Origin of the sequence: Flavobacterium sp., from assembly GCF_031422135.1 — a bacterium.
Lineage (GTDB): Bacteria > Bacteroidota > Bacteroidia > Flavobacteriales > Flavobacteriaceae > Flavobacterium.
In genome coordinates, this window is sequence record NZ_JANOQD010000066.1 from 14759 (window position 1) to 33579 (window position 18821).

Below are 18821 nucleotides of genomic sequence, written 5' to 3' on the forward strand. Positions count from 1 at the left end.
TAATTTTTAAACATCTTTTTGTATCTTTGATTCATTAAAATTCACTTTTAATGAAAAATGTATTCTTTTTATATTGTCTCGTAACGTCATTTTCAGTTTTTTCACAAGAAGATGCTTGGGTTTATTTTAATACAAAAGTAAACGCTCAATATTATTATAACAATCCATTGCAAATGCTTTCGCAAAGAGCTTTGGATAGAAGGTCCACTCAAGGTATTGCATTAGACATTAAGGATATTCCATTGCATCAGCCTTATATTGACCAAATTAGTGAAGCAACAGGAATTACAGTTATGGCTAAATCAAAATGGTTAAATGCACTTCATATACGAGGAACTCAGACAAATATTGCTGCATTGACTAGTTTGTCATTTGTTGAAAAAGTAGTTTATGCCAATCATAGTCTAAATCCAAGCGGTAGAGTTGCTTCAAAAACACAAAAAGCAAATAAGACTGATAAATTTCAAGAGTTTAAGATTAACTTCAATTACGGAACTTCTGCAACGCAAGTTCAAATGCTAAACGCACATATTTTGCACCAGCAAAATCATACAGGACAAGGAAAAATAATAGCGGTTATGGATTCTGGTTTTCCAGGTGTGGATACAACAACTCCTTTTCAACGATTGCGGGATAATAACTTAATTTTGGGTGGTTACAATTTTGTAAATGATAATGCCAATCCTTATGTAGGTTTTCAGCACGGTACTCAAACCCTTTCTAATATGGGAGGATATGAAGATGGACAGTTAATTGGAACAGCCCCTGATGCAAAATACTACTTGTTCGTGACTGAAGATTATGCTAGTGAAAATCCTATTGAAGAATCCAACTGGGTGGAAGCAGCAGAAATGGCTGATAGTTTAGGAGTTGATATTATTAGTACTTCATTGGGATATTATGGATATGATAATCCAAATTATAGTTATACTTATAGTGATATGAACGGAGTAACTTCATTTATTTCTCAAGGAGCTAGTATTGCTTTTACTCGAGGTATGATTTGTGTAACATCTGCAGGAAATTCAGGGAATTCCATCAATCCTTTAAATAGATATATTTCTGCTCCAGCAGATACCGCTAATACATTAACTGTTGGAGCTGTAAATGCTGTTGAAGTTAAAACAGGATTTAGCTCTATTGGACCATCGTTTGATGGAAGATTAAAGCCAGATGTTATGGCATTAGGCGCTAGTGCAACTGTAGCCTTTGAAACAGGAGTCATAGGGACTAATAATGGAACCTCTTTTTCTTGTCCAATTCTAGCTGGTGGAGTAGCCTCATTGTGGTCAGCGTTTCCTAGTAAAACCAATTCCGAAATTGTACAATTAGTCAAAGCGTCATCGGATAGATTTAGTAATCCGAACAACAATTACGGGTATGGAATTCCTGATTTTCAAGTTGCTATGAATTTAGCTTTGGGAACTCCAGAATTTAATAGTAACTTGGTTTTAAATATTTATCCAAATCCTACGTCAGACTTTATAATTGTAACAAGTCCAGATTTTTTAATTGGAAAACAAATAAAACTTTACAACAATTTAGGGCAATTAGTACAACAAACAAGTATCGAAAATAAAAACCAACGCATCTCAATACAATCTTTAGGTACTGGAATCTATTTTTATAATATTTCTTCCTTTGAAAAAACAATACAAGGTAAAATAATAAAGCAATAAAATTTTTAATGAACAAAATTACTTCACTTTTCAATATAAAATACCCAATAATTCAAGGCGGAATGATATGGAATTCAGGTTACAAACTAGCAAGTGCTGTTAGTAATGCTGGAGGTTTAGGTTTAATTGGAGCAGGGTCAATGTATCCAGAGGTATTACGGGAACACATTCAAAAATGCAAAAAAGCAACCAGCAATCCTTTTGGTGTTAATGTGCCAATGTTGTATCCTAATATTGAAGAAATAATTGCAATAATTGTTGAAGAAGGTGTTAAAATTGTTTTTACTTCTGCTGGAAATCCTAAAACTTGGACTAGTTATCTTAAAGAAAAAGGAATCACAGTGGTTCACGTTGTGAGTAGTTCAAAATTTGCACTCAAAGCACAAGAAGCAGGAGTTGACGCCGTAGTTGCCGAAGGATTTGAAGCAGGCGGACACAACGGTCGTGAAGAAACTACTACTTTTACTTTGATTCCAATGGTTAAAGAAAAAATAAATATTCCATTAATTGCTGCTGGTGGTATTGCCACAGGTCGTGGTATGCTCGCAGCAATGATTTTGGGAGCCGATGGCGTTCAAATGGGGAGTCGATTTGCCGCTTCAACAGAAAGTTCGGCTCACGATAATTTTAAACAAACCATACTTGAAGTAGAAGAAGGTGGGACGCAATTGACTTTAAAAGAACTTGCTCCAGTACGATTAATCAAGAATAAGTTTTATAACGATATTCAAGAATTGTATGCAAAATGTCCTACTCAAGACGAATTAAAAATACTATTAGGTCGTGCAAGATCCAAAAAAGGAATGTTTGAAGGTGACTTGATAGAAGGGGAACTCGAAATAGGACAAATTGCGGGATTAATTCACGATATCAAACCTGTTGCTAGTATAATTGATGCTGTTATTGCTGAATTTGAATTGGCTAAAACAGAAATAAATAATTTATAAATAAAGTTCAATTATTCTTAATGAAACAATTAATAAATATTTCAGTACTGCTTTTTCTTTTTTCTATCTCAAAAATATATGGTCAAACTTATAATTTTGAGACAACGGATTTAAGCATTTCTGTAAAAGATAACACTAAAAAGTGGAGTGATTTTGCTAATCCTAAAGATGTAAAAATTTCGGTAGTTTTAGATACTAAAAAAGACAGAATAACAATTTATTCTGAAATTTATCAGTTTTTTAAAATTGTTAATTACAAAGAAAAACAAATTGTAAATAACCGAGATATTGTTTCTTTTGATTGTGTGAATCAAGAAGGAACGAAGTGCTTATTGGCAATTCATACCATTAATGATCAAAAAAATTCAAATCAACTATATGTCTATTTCAAAGATATTGTTCTTATTTACAATATGATTTATGTAGAATAAATTTAAGGTATTGTTTATATTTTAATTCTAGTATTTAAATTCTAATGCCTATTTTTGCAGAATTAAAATAAAAAAAATGAAAAAAATAGTTGCCATTCTTGCTTTATTAGTTTCAATAGCAGGTATTTCACAACAAAAACCAAAGTTAATCGTAGGTATTGTTGTGGATCAAATGAAGATGGAATACCTATACAGATATGAAAGTGATTTTTCTGATAATGGTTTCAAACGATTAATGGGAAATGGATACACTTTCCATAATATGCATTATAATTATGCTCCAACTTTTACAGGACCAGGTCATGCTGCAATTTATACTGGTGCAACTCCATCCATAAATGGGATTGTAGCAAATGAATGGTTTCATAGAACACTTAAAAAAGAGATTTATTGCACTGGTGATGAGTCTGTAAAAACTCTTGGTGATGGTTCTGATAAGGAAGGTATGATGTCTCCAAAATTATTGCAAACTACTACAATTACTGACGAATTGAGATTAGCCACTAATTTTAAAGGTAAAGTAATAGGGATGAGTCTAAAAGATCGTGGTGCCATATTGCCTGCTGGACATTTTGCCAATTGGGCATTTTGGATGAGCAAAAAGGGAGCATTTATTTCCAGTACTTTTTATGGAACTGCGTTGCCAAATTGGGTAACCGATTTTAACAATGAAAAACGCTACTTGCCTTATTTAGAAAAAGGTTGGAAGCTATCAAATCCTGCTGAAGTTTATAAAGAAAGTCTTCCAGATGAAAATCCGTATGAAGGGACAATGTATAAGAAAAAGCCGTTTTTTCCTTACGATACCAAAGCTATGATGGAAAGCAACGATCCAGCCGTAATACGATTGAGCCCTTTTGGAAACAATTTATTAGCTGATTTTGCAATGACGGCCATCGAGAAAGAAAGTTTAGGAACTGACGATATTACAGATTTTTTAACAGTAAGTTTCTCCTCTCCAGATTATATAGGGCATACTTTTGGGTCTCGATCTATAGAAATGCAAGATACCTACTTGCGTCTTGATCAAACTATTGCCGAGTTGTTAACCTATTTAGATACAAATGTTGGCAAGAATAATTATTTACTATTCTTAACATCTGATCACGCAGCTGCTGAAAATGTAAATCATTTAAAAGATAATAAATATGAAGTAGATCATATTAGTTCAAAAAATATAGAACAAGCTTTTTCAGAATTTTCTAAAACCACTTTTGGAGAAGATTTAGTATTAAACGTTTCCAATTTCAATATTTTTTTTAATAAAGAAGTTATCAAGGCAAAAAATTTGGAATTAAATAAAGTGAAAGAATCATTTAGAACCTTTATGTATACCCAAAAATATATTAAACGAGTATATTCTGAAGAAGAGATTTTAGCTTCAACAGGATCTGATTTTTATTTAAATTTTGTAGCTAAAGGTTTTGATCCTGTTCAAAGCGGAGATTTGTTATTTACTTTAAAGCCTGGTTTTGTCGAATATATGGGCGTAGGAACTACACACGGTTCGCCTTATACTTTCGACACCCACGTGCCTTGTATTTTTTATGGTTGGAATATTCCAAAAGGAGAATCTCACGATAGAAAAGAAATAACTCAAATTGCACCAACACTTGCACAAAAAATAAAAATTCAGTTTCCCAATGGTACAGAAGCTAAAGTAATGACGGAAGTTTTTGATCAAAAATAATTCCCCAATCAAGTGAATTTAAAAAGCCGAAACATTTTTAGTTGTTTCGGCTTTTTTTTTTTAGAAATTTATTTTTTTGCGATTCGTTTAATAACTTCTCCGTATTTGGTAATTATTTTAACGTAATAAATTCCTTGTTTTTTGATTTCCGAATCAAAACTTTCTTCGAGTACATTATTTTCTTCTTTTTGAAGATTTCTTTCCGTAATAATTCTACCAGAATCATCAAATAATTGAACTATAACATTACCTTGGTAAGCACTTTCGATCGAAAGAGTTACCTTTTCAACAAATGGATTTGGACTAATAGTTATATTCATTGCTTCTGATACTTCTGAGTCTTTCAATTGAATTGTGTGCGTTGTTTTACAACTACTACCATCGGTTACTTCTATAGAAACTGTGGCATTCCCTTTTGCAATACGATTAATCGACAATAAATTATTTGAGATGCTGTTAAACTCATTTATTTTTGCAATCTCATTTGCTGAACTAACAATTTTATAGTTTAACTCTTGTCCTTCGGGATCAGTAAAATAGTCATTTAAATCAATACTTTTGTTACTTGAAAAGTATTCTAAACCTCTTGTTAGGACAGGATTTAGATTGATACTAATATCAATACTAACAGAATTTCCTCTTGCCAATTGACGACTATATGGTGTAACAGTAAGTTTTCTTGTTACTGCATTAGAATTCCATTGAATCAAAACAGTATTGTTTAAGGGGTTTTTGTCTACAAATGTGCCTCCAACAACTTGCCAGTCATAGTAAAATGCTGTTTTTGGAACAGAGTAGCTTTGTGCAGGACAAGTAGTGCATACACTAGTATTTCCAGTTATTGTAACGTCATTTGGTTTTAAACGAGTGTCATAAAAATACTGACTTCCTCTTGGTGCAATGTCAGTATATAGATTAGAACCATTGTAATGTACGTCGTGACCACGATTTGTATATGGGTAAAAAGTATTTGGGGCACCTACACTAGCAGATCTTATACTCATTTGATTTCCTCCATAAACTGTTGGCAAATTAAAACCTGGCAACCAGCTTAGTGAAGAAAAAGGCTCGCCGCTGTTATATGGAACTACATTGTCATCAGAACTATGAAAGTAAACTGTAGGAACATCAGCAGGACCTTCAATATAAGTGAGTTCTCCTAATGCGCCAGCATGACTCAATACCCCGTTTGCTTTACCACTAACTAGACTTCCATCAGGATAAGTTTTATTATCACCAATGCTTTCTATGCCTCCCAAATCTATTCTTCCAAGATAATTTCGAGTTGAGGCTGGTCTTTCAGAATCTTTGTCTAAAAAAACACTATGCAATGCTAAAAATGCACCAGAACTGTGCCCACCAATAAAAACTTGATTTGGATCAACACCGTAAGCAGCCGCATTTTTTCTAAAAAACCTCACAGCTGATCGTCCATCCTGTGATGCTCTGTAAACAGCTCTCTTAGAAAGTTGTTGATCTCCAACATTCATTCCTAATCTATAATCAATTGTTGCAGTTACAAACCCACGTTTAGCATATGCTTGACAAAGTTTCACTATATCGACCTTTGTTCTGGTTCCATTTACAAAACCACCACCAAATGCAAAAATGATGACAGGTCTTTTGGTTAATGTGTCACCTGATGGGCGGTAAATATCCATTTTTAATGTTACAGTTACCTGTCCATAAGAATCTTCGTTGGCAAGTTTATTGCCAAATAAATTTGTTGTTTTTACCGTGGGGATGTTGTTACTAAAAATTACCCCTTTAGTTTCTTGTATTGTCGTTATAGTTTCATCTCGATAACGATTAGGTAGTTGTTGTCCTTGTGCATACATTGAATATGCAATAGCAAGACAATAAAATAATTGTTTTTTCATAAAATTAGAATTTAGTTTGGTTTAAATTGGTTGTTAAAAATTGTTTATTATTTTGTATATAGTTTGTTTACTTTTTTTTGAAATTTATTATTTTTGTGATATACTTTTTCGATTTCTTTATATTTTGATGGAAGTATTTTTTGGCTAATGATATATTTTTCCAATTCTTTATCATAAACTTCTTTATCGGTCTCCATCAATTTTTGGAGTTTACCCATTTCTTTGGATTCGTCATCTGTAAGTTTGATTGTATTTCCAGCAAATTGAGATTGTAGTATTTCCGTGAGTCTTTGTTCTGAAATTTTAATTTTCAGAGCATTTTGTTGCATAGAAACAATTGTATTAAAAGGGAAGTCTAATGTATGTTTGTATATTTTTATGAATGTTTTCAATTCAGCTTTAGAATATTTTTCTTTTTCCTTTACTTGACTAATAGTATTTAATGAAAAGAGGAGTATGATTGTTTGAAATATTAACGTTTTTATCATAAAATTTTTAAGTATAATTAATAACAGATGTTAAAAAAAATGTTATATTCAAATATAAAACATTTTATTGATTATACTTCAATTTTTAAAAATAAAATAGAATGTATTTTTTTATGACAAATTGACGTAGTCAACCCGTATCTCAAAAAAATAAAATATTCTTAGTAGCATTCAAATTGTATTGATACTACTAAGAATATTGATATCGTTTAGATTGAAATTTTGGTATTACTCTTTTTGGAAGGTTAAAAGATTGTTGTTGCTAGATTCAAAATCATTTTTATTTAAATGATTTTGAATCTAACTCAAATATAAAAAATTGCAAATTTTGTATAAAAAATATTTTGGAATTTTCTGTCTCTGGTTTTTTATTATCGTTTCATTGCAAAATGTGATTTGAATATTTTTTCTTGTCCATTTTCCATATAGGTTACAGTAAACCAATAATCGTCTGCTGGAAGTGGTTGCCCATTATATATTCCATTCCAACCTTCAGAAGTTGGACTTATCTGTTTAAGGAGTTTTCCATAGCGATCAAAAAGATATACTTTGGCATTGGGTTGGTCTTTAATACCTTTAATATTCCAATGTTCATTATAACCATCACCATTTGGAGTGAAAAATTTATCATAATCTAAAACAATTACAGAAAGTTTGGTGCTTTCGCAACCATTTCCATCATAAACAGTAATAAGGTGCGTTCCATATTGTACATTTTCAAAAATATTGCTTTCTTGAATGGATTCGTCATCAATTTGATACGAATAGTCACCTAAACCAGTAGCGGTAATTACCACTTTTATATTATCTGCAAACGAATATTCCACGCTGGCCGAAGCAATGGCTGGTTCTGATCGAATTACGGTAGCAAAATTTGGTTTAGAGGAACAATTTGGATATAATTTATCAGTGGCAATTACAAAATATTCTCCTGCTGATGTAGCTTCAAATGTAGCTCCAGTTTGCCCAGAGATAGGAGTAGGGTTAGTTCCTAAATACCATTCAAAAGTATAATCAATAGTGCTTAAACCACTATCTATTATGTGCGAACTTAATAAATTTCCAGTAGTTTGATCAAAACAAACTGTTCCGTCATTTGGTGTTGTTTCTGCAAGTTTATTTACTTTGTAAACAAAAGATAAAGTGGCATCGCATTTATTTACAGTAGTAGTATTGACTACACTAACAAAAATGGTTTGAGGATTTGACGTATTTGTAAAATTTGCTAAATCTGTAATTGGGTTTATTGAATTTAAATCACTTTGAGAAGCATAATATTGTATCACATAATTTGGATTCCCATTTTGAGGACTTCCAAGAATTCCAGCATTTAGAGTCGATAAATCAAATTTTGTAAAACCATCATTATCATCATCAGTATCACAAACAAGAGTTGTATTTGGATTGGGTTGTGTTGCTGTAGTTTCCAATTCGGCAACTAAACTTAGCGGAGAAACATTTCTACAATTTGTTATATTGTTTCTTAAACTGACCCAAATGGTTATAGAAATACTAGTATAACTATTCGGTAAAGAGCCATTTCCTGTTTTAGCATCAGCTTCTGTAAGATGGTAACTCACTGTAAACTGGGAAGGATTTATTTCTCCTGAAGTGGCTTGGATGTTTTTGGTGCTTAAATCAAAAGTAGCTTGGTTACTTCCCGTATTTCTACATACATAAAAATCACTCATTGGAACAACAACTGGTAAAGGATTTATTTTTAATGTCAAAGGTTTAACTGAATAACATCCGTTTGAATCTTGAAAACGTATCCAAACTATTTTCTCAGGTTGGTTGACTTGATAATTACTGTTTGGAATCATATCTGGACTTGTAATTCCTTCATTTGCTCCTGCTTCAGAAGTATAACTTGTTATGGTGTAATTCGAAGGCGTATTTGGAGTAATGGTCATCGAGCCAAAATAGTTTGCTAAATCAAAGGATTGAATTCCGTTATTGTCTAAATCACATTTGCTAGTACTGAAATTATTCACAATAATTGGACTGTATTTTGTGAAATTCAAAACTTCAATCGATGAACATAAAAGCGTGCTATCTGTAATTCGAACGTAAATAGGAGTATTGTAATTACTAATTGAGTACTCTTCTGGAGTCTGAAAAGCTTGATTTTGCTGAAAAGCATCATTGAAACTTGAGTAAAAAGCTACACTTACATCTGTTAGGGTTAAAGGAGCAAGAATTCCGTAGGTGATTTGCGTTAGATTTATTTTTTCTGAGCCATCAGCATTATTGTCGCATAAGTTTATGGATATTGGAAAATTATAATCAGTATGAAAAGGATTTAAATTTATTGTAGAATAAGAAAAACAACGGGTCAAATTAAAAGTTACCTTAACAAAAACCACACTTGGATTCGGGAATTGATTAATATAATTTGAAGGTGAATTTATAGCATTTTGATTTGATTGTAATTCCGCCAAAGTTCTAAAGTAGGTATAACTTACATTATTTTCAGTGGTAACTTGTGATGTTCCTGCAAACTGGACTTTGGTCAAATCAAATACTTCGACACCATTATTATCTACATCACATACTAAAATTTCTACTACTGGAACAACCACGGGTAATAAGTTTACTTTTATCTCAAATGGAATATGGGCTTCACATTTTTGATTGGTGCCATTGTTTATAATTTGTGCAATTATGGTTTGCGGGTTTTGAATGTTTGTATAAAAATTTGAATTCACAATGGGAATATTTGCGTTGAAATTTGCTAACGAAGCAAAATATTGTATTGCATAATCTGGATTTCCATTTTGTATACTTCCTAAAATAGAAGCATCTAAAATGGATAAATCGATGTTTGTAAATCCGTTATTTATACCGTCATTATCACAGTAGGTTGTTGAAGCCACTCTTGGAGCTGTAATTGTTGTTGCAATTTCTGCATTCAGATTCAAAGAAGCAATGTTTCTGCAACCGGTACTATTATTTTTAATACTTACCCAAATTGTTGTTGTGACGCTTTCATAAAGAAAAGGTAATGCATTAGCTCCTGATTTTGCATCATCTGAAGTGGAATGGTACGAAACGGAAAACTGCAATGGGTTTTGTCCAGCTAGTGCTTCCACATTTTTGGAACTCAAATCGAAAGTAGCTTTTCCAGTGACTACATCTTTACAAGAATAATAAGTTGTCATAGGACCAGCAAGTGGCAATGGTAAAACATTTAAAGTTAAAGATTTAACAGAATAGCACCCATAAGAATCTACAAAACGTATCCAAATTATTTCTTGTGGTTGATTGACTTGATGATTCGTATTTGGAATCAAATCTGGACTTGTAATTCCTTCATTTGCACCAGCTTCAGAGCTATAACTTGTTATGGAGTAAATCGAAGGATTTGCTGGTGTTGTCATTGTGGCAAAAGAATCTTCAGGATCAAAAAACTGAATGCCATTGCTGTTTAAATCACATTTGCTTTCTTGTGTGCTGAAAACAAGTATTGGATCAGGTTTTACAAATTTAAGTTGTTCTATTGAGGAACATTGGGAAACAATATTCGTTATTTTTACAAATATTGGTGTTGAAAAATTTGTAAAAGTATAAGGATTTGGAATGGTAGAAGTTCCCAAAAGTGCTTGTGCATACGTATTATAAAAACTCAAAACTACATCGGCAGTTGTTTCAGGGGCAATTATGTCAAAAGTTATTGTTGCCAAATTCACTTCTTCTGTATTGTCTGCGTTGTCATCGCAAAGAGTAATTTGCGTTGGAAAAATATACGTTTTGTAAAAAGGGACTAAAGTAATTTGAGCATACGAATCACAATTAGTCACTGGAGACGATAATCTCACGTAAACCGTTAACGGATTAGTAACTGAATTGGTATAAGAATTTGGATTGATTATATTGGTTACAATAGGATTATTATTGGCTTGCATTTCTTGCAATGTTCTAAAATAAGTAAAAGTAACACCCGTTTGTGCAGTAATTAATAGTTGTGCATCTGTAAGGTTGAATGTGGCAATACCATCGTTATTATCGTCACATTCTGTAAGAGTTGGGTTAGCAGTTATAAGCGGAACTTGCGGTAAATTTTGTATAATTACCGATTTTGTTCGGCTACAACTATTGATAACATCAGTCCCTTTTACAAAAATTGCTTTAGGAAATTCGGAAATTAAAATGTTATAATTATTAATGTTTGTTGTTATCGGATTTGAATCTGCATCAGCATCAAATTGGCTTAAAAAGTATTGAAATGTAAACGGACTTGGATCAAAAACAACAACACCATTTAGCGATACTAAGTCGATAACATAGTCACCATCAAGATCATCATCACAAATGTCGATTGTACTGTCTAAAAATTTTGGTAAATTATAAATTTGTAATTCAATTCGTTTTACAGTATAACAAAGCGTGATATTATCTACAAAACGAACATATACATACGAAGTTTGATCACCAATAACAGTATGTGCTGTAGGAGTTGGAATTTGTGTTCCAGCACTAGTAGCTAAAAAAAATGTGTTATGATATGTAATGGTATAATTCGTTGGATTCAAAATCATTCCATTAGTTCCAGTTCTAGGTATCGAAGTTTCTAAATTAAAAACTCCCTGCAATTGGTTTGTTGTTGATATGTCACAAGTAAACTGAATTTCATCAAAAGCTTCTATAATTGGTTGTCGCTTAAAGTTTAATTTTGCTATTGAAAAACATTTGGTTACTGGATTGGTTACTTTTACAAAAACTATTGCAGATAAATTATTTGCATCAAAAGACGTGATGTTGTAATTTATAGTATTAAAGTTAGAAAAAGCACTTAAATCCTGCAAGGCATTACTTTGTGAAGCATAATATTGAAACGTAAAAGTTGCTGGCAATGCTGGAGATACCAATTGATTTTGATAAGAATATAAATTTACGATTTCTGTACCATTGCCAAGATTATCACATATTTCGGCAGTAAAATCAGTAATTATTGGCGATTGGATTAAATCGATTTCTACTGGAATTATTTTGGAACACGTAGCATTTGCTCCAGTTGTTATTTTTACATATACAATTGTTCCATCAACTACAGGAAAATTTGGCAGAATAGCATTTGTTCCTGCAATAGCATCTGGCTCATTTGTATAATATTGAAAATTATATAAAAAATAATTTGTGGTAATTTGCGGATTGAAAATACTCATCAAAGGAATTGTTTCCGAATTGTTATTTTCAAAATCGCAATACGTTACCGTTGGGTTTGTTGCTAGTGTAATGGATTGTACAGAAATAGGGATTGGTAATACTCTTGTACAGTTCGTTATAGTATTTTCTAAAAATAAATATACAAAACCATTTACTCCTAATGTAGTGGAATCATAAACATATGTATTCCAGTCAACAGATATTAAATTGTTTCCATTATCAAGCTGCGCATCTTGAAGGTTAGTATATAATTTTTTTATGATAGGTTCAGCTAATGTTTCATTCACTATTGAAGCCACAAATGCATTCATCGCATTTAATGTTACAAAACCATCATTATCAGTATCGCAAACTTCGTAGGCAGTAAACGGATTGGTTGAAATTGAATTGGAAAAACCAAAATCTATTTTTATTATTGCTGGACAAACCACAGGAACAATTAACGGATCAGGTTCTATACGTATCCAAACTGAAACTGCTGGGTTTATAGGATAACTGGTGTTTGTGTTTGCAATTAAATTTGTTTCATTATAGGCTCCAGCTTCTGCGGAATGTATTGTGAATATTGAATTTACAGGATAGGTAGGAATAATATCAGCTAGGATTAGCGATAAATTTACATTTTCAGTTCCATCGGCTCCAATATCACAAACATTTTTGACTATGGTTGTTGTAGCAAACGGTTCTAAAATAAAATTCAAGTCGTATTTAGAATCACAACCATACGAACTTACTTTTACATACACAATTGTGCTTGGTGATTGAACATTTGCAACTGTTATGGCATCATTTGGATCACCTGTTAAATACTCGGATAAATTTTCAAAACACAATATGGTTTCTCCAGGATTTTCTAATTGAATTTGTGCTATGTAGGGCAATAAATCTACATTTTCTTGATTGTCATTAAATGTATCACAAATAGGAAAATCTTTAAGCACATTTTTTTTGTATTTGAAAGGAATTATAATTTGTTTGATACCCACATTCCCATTTCCATCAGTATAGCGTACCCAAATAGGCACAAATAATGCGGGTGCTGCTGGCTGTGTTGGTGTAAATGAGGCAACTTCTGCAACAGTTAGTTGTACAGATATATCTTGTGTTTGCGCACCTATCAAAGTAGTATAAAAACCAGTTGTGGTTAATATTGTCGCTATTGGAGGCAATACATTTGCCATTACGGTTGTAAATAATGCATTCAAATCAAACGATGGAATTGGGTCGCTTATATCATCTAAACAAACATCAAATCCGCTACCACCAGAACCACCATTACCACCATTTCCTCCATTATCACCACCTTCTGCCACACAAAATGAAATTACAATTGGTTCAATAGTTCTACAATATGTTCCAGATGCTTCTGCTCCAATGTAGATTGTTGCTGTTGTTGCAGGAGGAATAATAGTTACTGGATAACTAGAAAGATTTGTTATTGGATTACTTCCAGTAGTTGCATTTGATGCCGAACTGTAATAATTATAAGTGATGTCACTTAGTAACGCTGGTCCTGTCAAAATACTTGGAATTATTGTCGATATATCGAAATTTTCTACCGTATTGAAATCTGTATTTGGAATACAAAAAGTAGTGATTGGAGCTAAATCAAGAAGTGGAAGCAATTGAATTCTAATTTTAGCAACTGCCCAACAATTCACATTCGTTGAATTGCGGACTCTCACAAACACTTCAGTAAATCCAGGCACAGTAGCCACAGTGGCTGTAGTAATGGTTGTGCCAAATAATCCAGCTTGTGCGTCAGCTAATGTTAAAAAATAAGTGGTACCCATTGTTCCGGCATTAAATCCGCTAATTTGAGGGTTCAATGAGGATAGCGTTACTACTTCCGTTCCGTTATTTCCAATATCACAAATGTTGATTTGTTGGTCCGTAATTTGTGGTGTAGGCTGAAGATTTAATGTTATTTTTCCAGTCACATAACATATCCCAATAGTTTCTCGGTAATAAAAAACTCTAGTAGGCGTTGTCATCGTAAATACGAACAGTTGTGGATTTATACCTAAATCTGCCTCATTTTGAGTATTATGAAGTGTTTTAACCGTTATTGGATTGTCATTAGCATCAATTAATTCGGGTTCAATATCAATAATATGACTCAAAAAAGGTGGTGTGTCATCACAATAATTTCGAACTAAATCTGGAGCAACAGGATAATTCAAATCAAAATTTACATTTATGGTACTTTGAATTGCTATTGGGGTACAAGTGGCATAGTTCACTTTGACAGTATAGGTTGGATTACCAACGGTTGGAATTACTTCTATCGGATTTTGAATGCCTAATGAAACTCCAGCATTGTTAAACCATTCAATTGTTGTGGTGCTCAATCCCGATGGGACAAAACGATAGGATTCGTCAGTAGCACTCCAAACACTTGTGTTTCTATTTGGTGCTGCAATACCTTGGGTTCCATCAGCATTGTTTAAACCTATTAGGGAATTTGTAATTCCATTATTTCCACTTGAATTTCCTAAACAAGTAAGTGGTTTGTCTTTTACATTGATTTCGACAACATTGGTAGACTCAAACAAAACAATTTGAAAAGTAGATTGTTTGGTATTTGATCCACTACAACCAAAATGATTGACTTGATTGTAATTAATTACAAATTTTCTAAAAGGAGCTGTTCCTGTTAAAATTGTAGAAATAGTTCCACAGTTTTGTCCAGTATTACACCCAAAAACTCCAGGAGCATTTATTAAATCTTGAAATCCACCAAAAATTGCATTCCTTACTAGAGATGGACTTGGAACCTGATTTGATATGGAAGAAAATGAAGTTTCGGGATTTAACGGATTGTAATTAAATCGAACAATACCATTATCAGCAACATTAAGCGAAGTATAAGTATTGCCATAAAAACAAAACGGAAACCCAATGGCAATATTTGAACTCCATTGATCGTCAGATGTGTAGGGAATAACGGTTCCATCTGAAAAATTTCCTACTTGATTAAAAGCAACTTGAGTAGCAGTATAATCGGTTGGATTTTTTAAATCTGGAAAAGTCGCAGTAAGTTGAATTTTTTTTGGAGGAATAAAATTATAGTCACAATCAATAGTTATAATCCCTGTGTTATTAGGAGTATTATTATTGTTACCATTATGGTCACTAATTATCACTTGGGGGTTTTGACTGTATACTGTAACTTGGAATAAATATACAAAGAAAAAAAGCGAAGTAAATTTTAATTTCATAAATAGGATATATTTATCAAAACTAATTTATTTCGCTTTAAATGAGAATTTTATCGGGTAAATAACTTCAATTTCCGATGAAAGCCAAAAACAGTATGTAACCTAAACCATTACTTGATTTCTTAAAATATCTTCCATTTTTTCACGTTCCCGAATTAAGTGCGCTTTTCCATCTTTCCATAAAACTTCAGCTGGTTTGTAACGTGAGTTATAGTTGGATGCCATCGAGAAGCAATATGCACCTGCATTTCGGAAAGATAAGATATCACCTTCTTTTATTTCGGGAATGCGACGGTTGTTCGCAAAAGTATCGGTCTCGCAAATATAACCTACAACGGTATAAAATCGTTCTTTCCCCTTTGGGTTAGAAATATTATCGATGTGATGTTGTGCGCCGTACAACATTGGTCTTATTAAATGATTAAAACCAGAATCGATTCCTGCAAAAACCGTTGAAGTAGTTTGCTTAATCACATTTACTTTGGCCAAGAAAAATCCCGCTTCGCTAACAATAAATTTACCAGGCTCGAATGTTAGGGTCAATTCTCTTCCGTATTCTTTCTCAAAAGCAATAAATCTTTTGGATAATTTGCGACCTAGTTCCTCAATATTGGTTTCAATATCGCCTTTTTTATAAGGTACTTTAAATCCAGATCCGAAATCTATAAAATCAAGTACCTTGAAATTTTTAGCGGCATCAAATAAAATTTCGGCAGCATATAAAAACACTTCTATATCTAGAATGTCCGAACCCGTATGCATATGAATTCCGTTGATGTGCATTCCCGTATTTTCTACAATACGAAGTATGTGTGGAATTTGATATATCGAAATACCAAATTTACTATCAATATGTCCTACTGAAATATTTTCGTTTCCACCCGCCATCACGTGTGGATTAATACGAATGCAAACAGGAGTTTTAGGATATTTTGTCCCAAAATGTTCTAAAACCGATAGGTTGTCTATGTTAATTTGAACACCCATTGCGGCAACTTCTTCAATTTCTTCAAATGAAACCCCATTTGGAGTATATATAATTTGTTGAGGTTCGAAGCCAGCGTGAAGACCAAGCATTACTTCTTGATAGGAAACCGTATCAATTCCAGAACCTAAATTTTTAAGTAATTTTAGAACAGAAATATTAGACAATGCCTTGACAGCGTAGTTAATGCGAAGCTTATCTACTTTTGCAAAAGCAGATGTTAAGCGGTTGTACTGTGATTCAATTTTTGCTGCGTCATAAACGTAGACTGGACTGCCAAATTGTTCGGCAATGGCTAATAATTGTTGCGATTCCATTTTAGATTGTTTAAAAAAAACGAATGTACCTAATTATTAAAGTATTTCAAAATAGAAACTTTAATTAATTAGGTACATCAAACAAAAACAAACCGAAAATTATATTATTTTATAAAATCTAGTGTTGCACCATCAAGATAACTTTCATCAATTCTTAATTGATTGTTTTCAAAACTTACACAACCATAATTCTCACTATTTATTTTTACAGATTCAACGCATAATAGCTCTTGAGCAGGATTACTGGTTGTCTCATAAGAGTAAATTCCACTTTCAAGTACATCGTCTAAATTCGAATTTGCATTTGTATTGACAACAGTTACTTTCTGGCTTGACTCATCAAAAGTCCAAGTAATTATTCCAGGTGCAAAGTTGTGTTCTATACCTGATAACATTCCAGATACTTTTATTAACTTCCAAGTTCCATTAACACTAGCATTTATTGGTGCTGGAGTATTATTGTTAGTGTCATTGTTATCATTGCAACTTGATAAAATTGAAATTAGAAATAGGTAAATTAAATTTTTCATCGAATTAAATATAAAATTTATTTCTCATAAGATGTCATAAGCGTAAAATAGTTGCGTTTAAACATTCAATTTTTAAATAAATAAGTATAAAATAAAAAAATAAAATCTTTTTTAAAATTAGCCGAAATTTACTATTTTTGTACCACTTAAAAAGTCAAAAAAAACATTATGGACATACACGAATACCAAGGAAAAGAAATATTAGCCAGTTATGGTGTGAAAACACAACGTGGTTATGTTGCTAATAACCCACAAGAAGCAGTTGCTGCTGCAAAACAATTGACTGCTGAGACTGGAACAGGATGGCATGTTATTAAAGCGCAGGTTCATGCTGGTGGTCGTGGAAAAGGTGGAGGAGTAAAGCTAGCTAAAAATTTGCAACAAGTGGAGGAATTAGCGGAGCAAATCATAGGAATGCAATTGATTACACCACAAACTAGTGCAGAAGGTAAAAAAGTACATAAAGTTTTAGTTGCTGAAGATGTGTATTATCCTGGCGAAAGTGAAACTTCAGAGTTTTATATGTCAGTTTTGTTAAACAGAGCTACAGGTCGTAATATGATTGTTTATTCTACCGAAGGTGGAATGGATATTGAAGAAGTGGCGGAACACACACCACATTTAATTTTTAATGAGGAAATCGATCCTGGTGTTGGTTTACAAGGGTTTCAAGCAAGAAGAATTGCCTTTAATTTAGGTCTTTCGGGAAATGCTTTCAAAGAAATGGTGCAGTTTATTGAGGCGCTGTACAAAGCTTATGTAGGTTCTGATGCTACAATGTTTGAAATTAATCCTGTGTTGAAAACATCGGATAACAAAATAATAGCAGTTGATGCTAAAGTAAATTTAGATGACAATGCATTGTACCGTCACCCGAAGTTAGCAGAAATGCGCGATGTTCGTGAAGAAAATGCCATTGAAGTAGAAGCTAAAGAAGCAGGATTGAATTATGTTGACCTTGATGGAACCGTAGGTTGTATGGTTAATGGTGCTGGACTAGCTATGGCGACTATGGATTTGATTAAATATGCTGGTTTTGAACCTGCAAATTTTCTTGATGTAGGTGGAACTGCCGACGCAAAACGTGTGGAATTAGCTTTTAGAATTATTTTGAAAGATCCAAACGTAAAAGCAATCTTAATAAATATTTTTGGAGGAATTGTTCGTTGCGATCGTGTAGCTCAAGGTGTTGTTGATGCCTATAAAAATATGGGTGATGCAATCAAAGTACCAATTATTGTGCGTTTGCAAGGAACCAATGCCGAAATTGCTAAAGAATTAATTGACAATTCTGGAATGCCAATTTTATCAGCAGTTCAGTTTCAAGAAGCTGCGGATCAAGTTCAAGCGGCTTTGTCATAAGTCATATATATAATCCTATTAAAAACCATTCTTTATTTTTTTAGAGAATGGTTTTTTTATGAAAAAAAATGATTCGTAATTTTAATCAATTTATTTTGAGAGTTACAACAATATGAATTAATTGT

At 32.6% G+C, this 18821-nt stretch carries 10 protein-coding genes; 5 read left to right on the forward strand and 5 right to left on the reverse strand.

Annotated elements, in window-relative coordinates; all coding sequences use genetic code 11:
• The first annotated feature begins 50 nt into the window (after window positions 1-50).
• The 4 genes from RMO70_RS09150 to pafA all read left to right on the forward strand — a co-directional run bounded on the left by RMO70_RS09150 (window position 51) and on the right by pafA (window position 4747).
• Window positions 51-1679, forward strand: a complete 1629-nt coding sequence (locus RMO70_RS09150) for a S8 family serine peptidase (RefSeq protein ID WP_310556134.1) — start codon at window positions 51-53, stop codon at window positions 1677-1679.
• An 8-nt stretch (window positions 1680-1687) separates the two neighbouring features.
• Window positions 1688-2626 (forward strand): nitronate monooxygenase, encoded by a 939-nt coding sequence (locus tag RMO70_RS09155; RefSeq protein ID WP_310556135.1) that lies wholly within the window; start codon window positions 1688-1690, stop codon window positions 2624-2626.
• A 20-nt stretch (window positions 2627-2646) separates the two neighbouring features.
• On the forward strand, window positions 2647-3057 hold the full coding sequence (locus tag RMO70_RS09160; RefSeq protein WP_310556136.1) for a hypothetical protein: 411 nt from the start codon (window positions 2647-2649) through the stop codon (window positions 3055-3057).
• Window positions 3058-3133: 76 nt separating this feature from the next.
• Window positions 3134-4747, forward strand: coding sequence for an alkaline phosphatase PafA (gene pafA, locus RMO70_RS09165; RefSeq protein WP_310556137.1), 1614 nt, complete (start codon window positions 3134-3136; stop codon window positions 4745-4747).
• A 68-nt stretch (window positions 4748-4815) separates the two neighbouring features.
• Here pafA and RMO70_RS09170 read toward each other — a convergent pair whose 3' ends face one another.
• The 5 genes from RMO70_RS09170 to RMO70_RS09190 form a co-directional block, all read right to left on the reverse strand.
• Window positions 4816-6627, reverse strand: coding sequence for a carboxylesterase family protein (locus tag RMO70_RS09170; protein WP_310556138.1), 1812 nt, complete (start codon window positions 6625-6627; stop codon window positions 4816-4818).
• Between the two features lie 47 nt (window positions 6628-6674).
• The gene (locus RMO70_RS09175; RefSeq protein WP_310556139.1) at window positions 6675-7115 is read right to left on the reverse strand and encodes a hypothetical protein; all 441 of its coding nucleotides are present in this window, start codon (window positions 7113-7115) and stop codon (window positions 6675-6677) included.
• A gap of 371 nt (window positions 7116-7486) precedes the next feature.
• Complete coding sequence (locus RMO70_RS09180) at window positions 7487-15502, reverse strand: T9SS type B sorting domain-containing protein (RefSeq protein WP_310556140.1); 8016 nt, start codon at window positions 15500-15502, stop codon at window positions 7487-7489.
• A 102-nt stretch (window positions 15503-15604) separates the two neighbouring features.
• Window positions 15605-16804, reverse strand: a complete 1200-nt coding sequence (gene lysA / locus RMO70_RS09185) for a diaminopimelate decarboxylase (protein WP_310556141.1) — start codon at window positions 16802-16804, stop codon at window positions 15605-15607.
• Between the two features lie 104 nt (window positions 16805-16908).
• Window positions 16909-17334: a hypothetical protein gene (locus tag RMO70_RS09190; protein WP_310556142.1), complete on the reverse strand. Its 426-nt coding sequence runs from the start codon at window positions 17332-17334 to the stop codon at window positions 16909-16911.
• 168 nt (window positions 17335-17502) lie between these two features.
• Between RMO70_RS09190 and sucC the strand changes: the two genes are divergently transcribed.
• Complete coding sequence (gene sucC, locus RMO70_RS09195) at window positions 17503-18696, forward strand: ADP-forming succinate--CoA ligase subunit beta (protein WP_310556143.1); 1194 nt, start codon at window positions 17503-17505, stop codon at window positions 18694-18696.
• The last annotated feature ends 125 nt before the right edge of the window (window positions 18697-18821 follow it).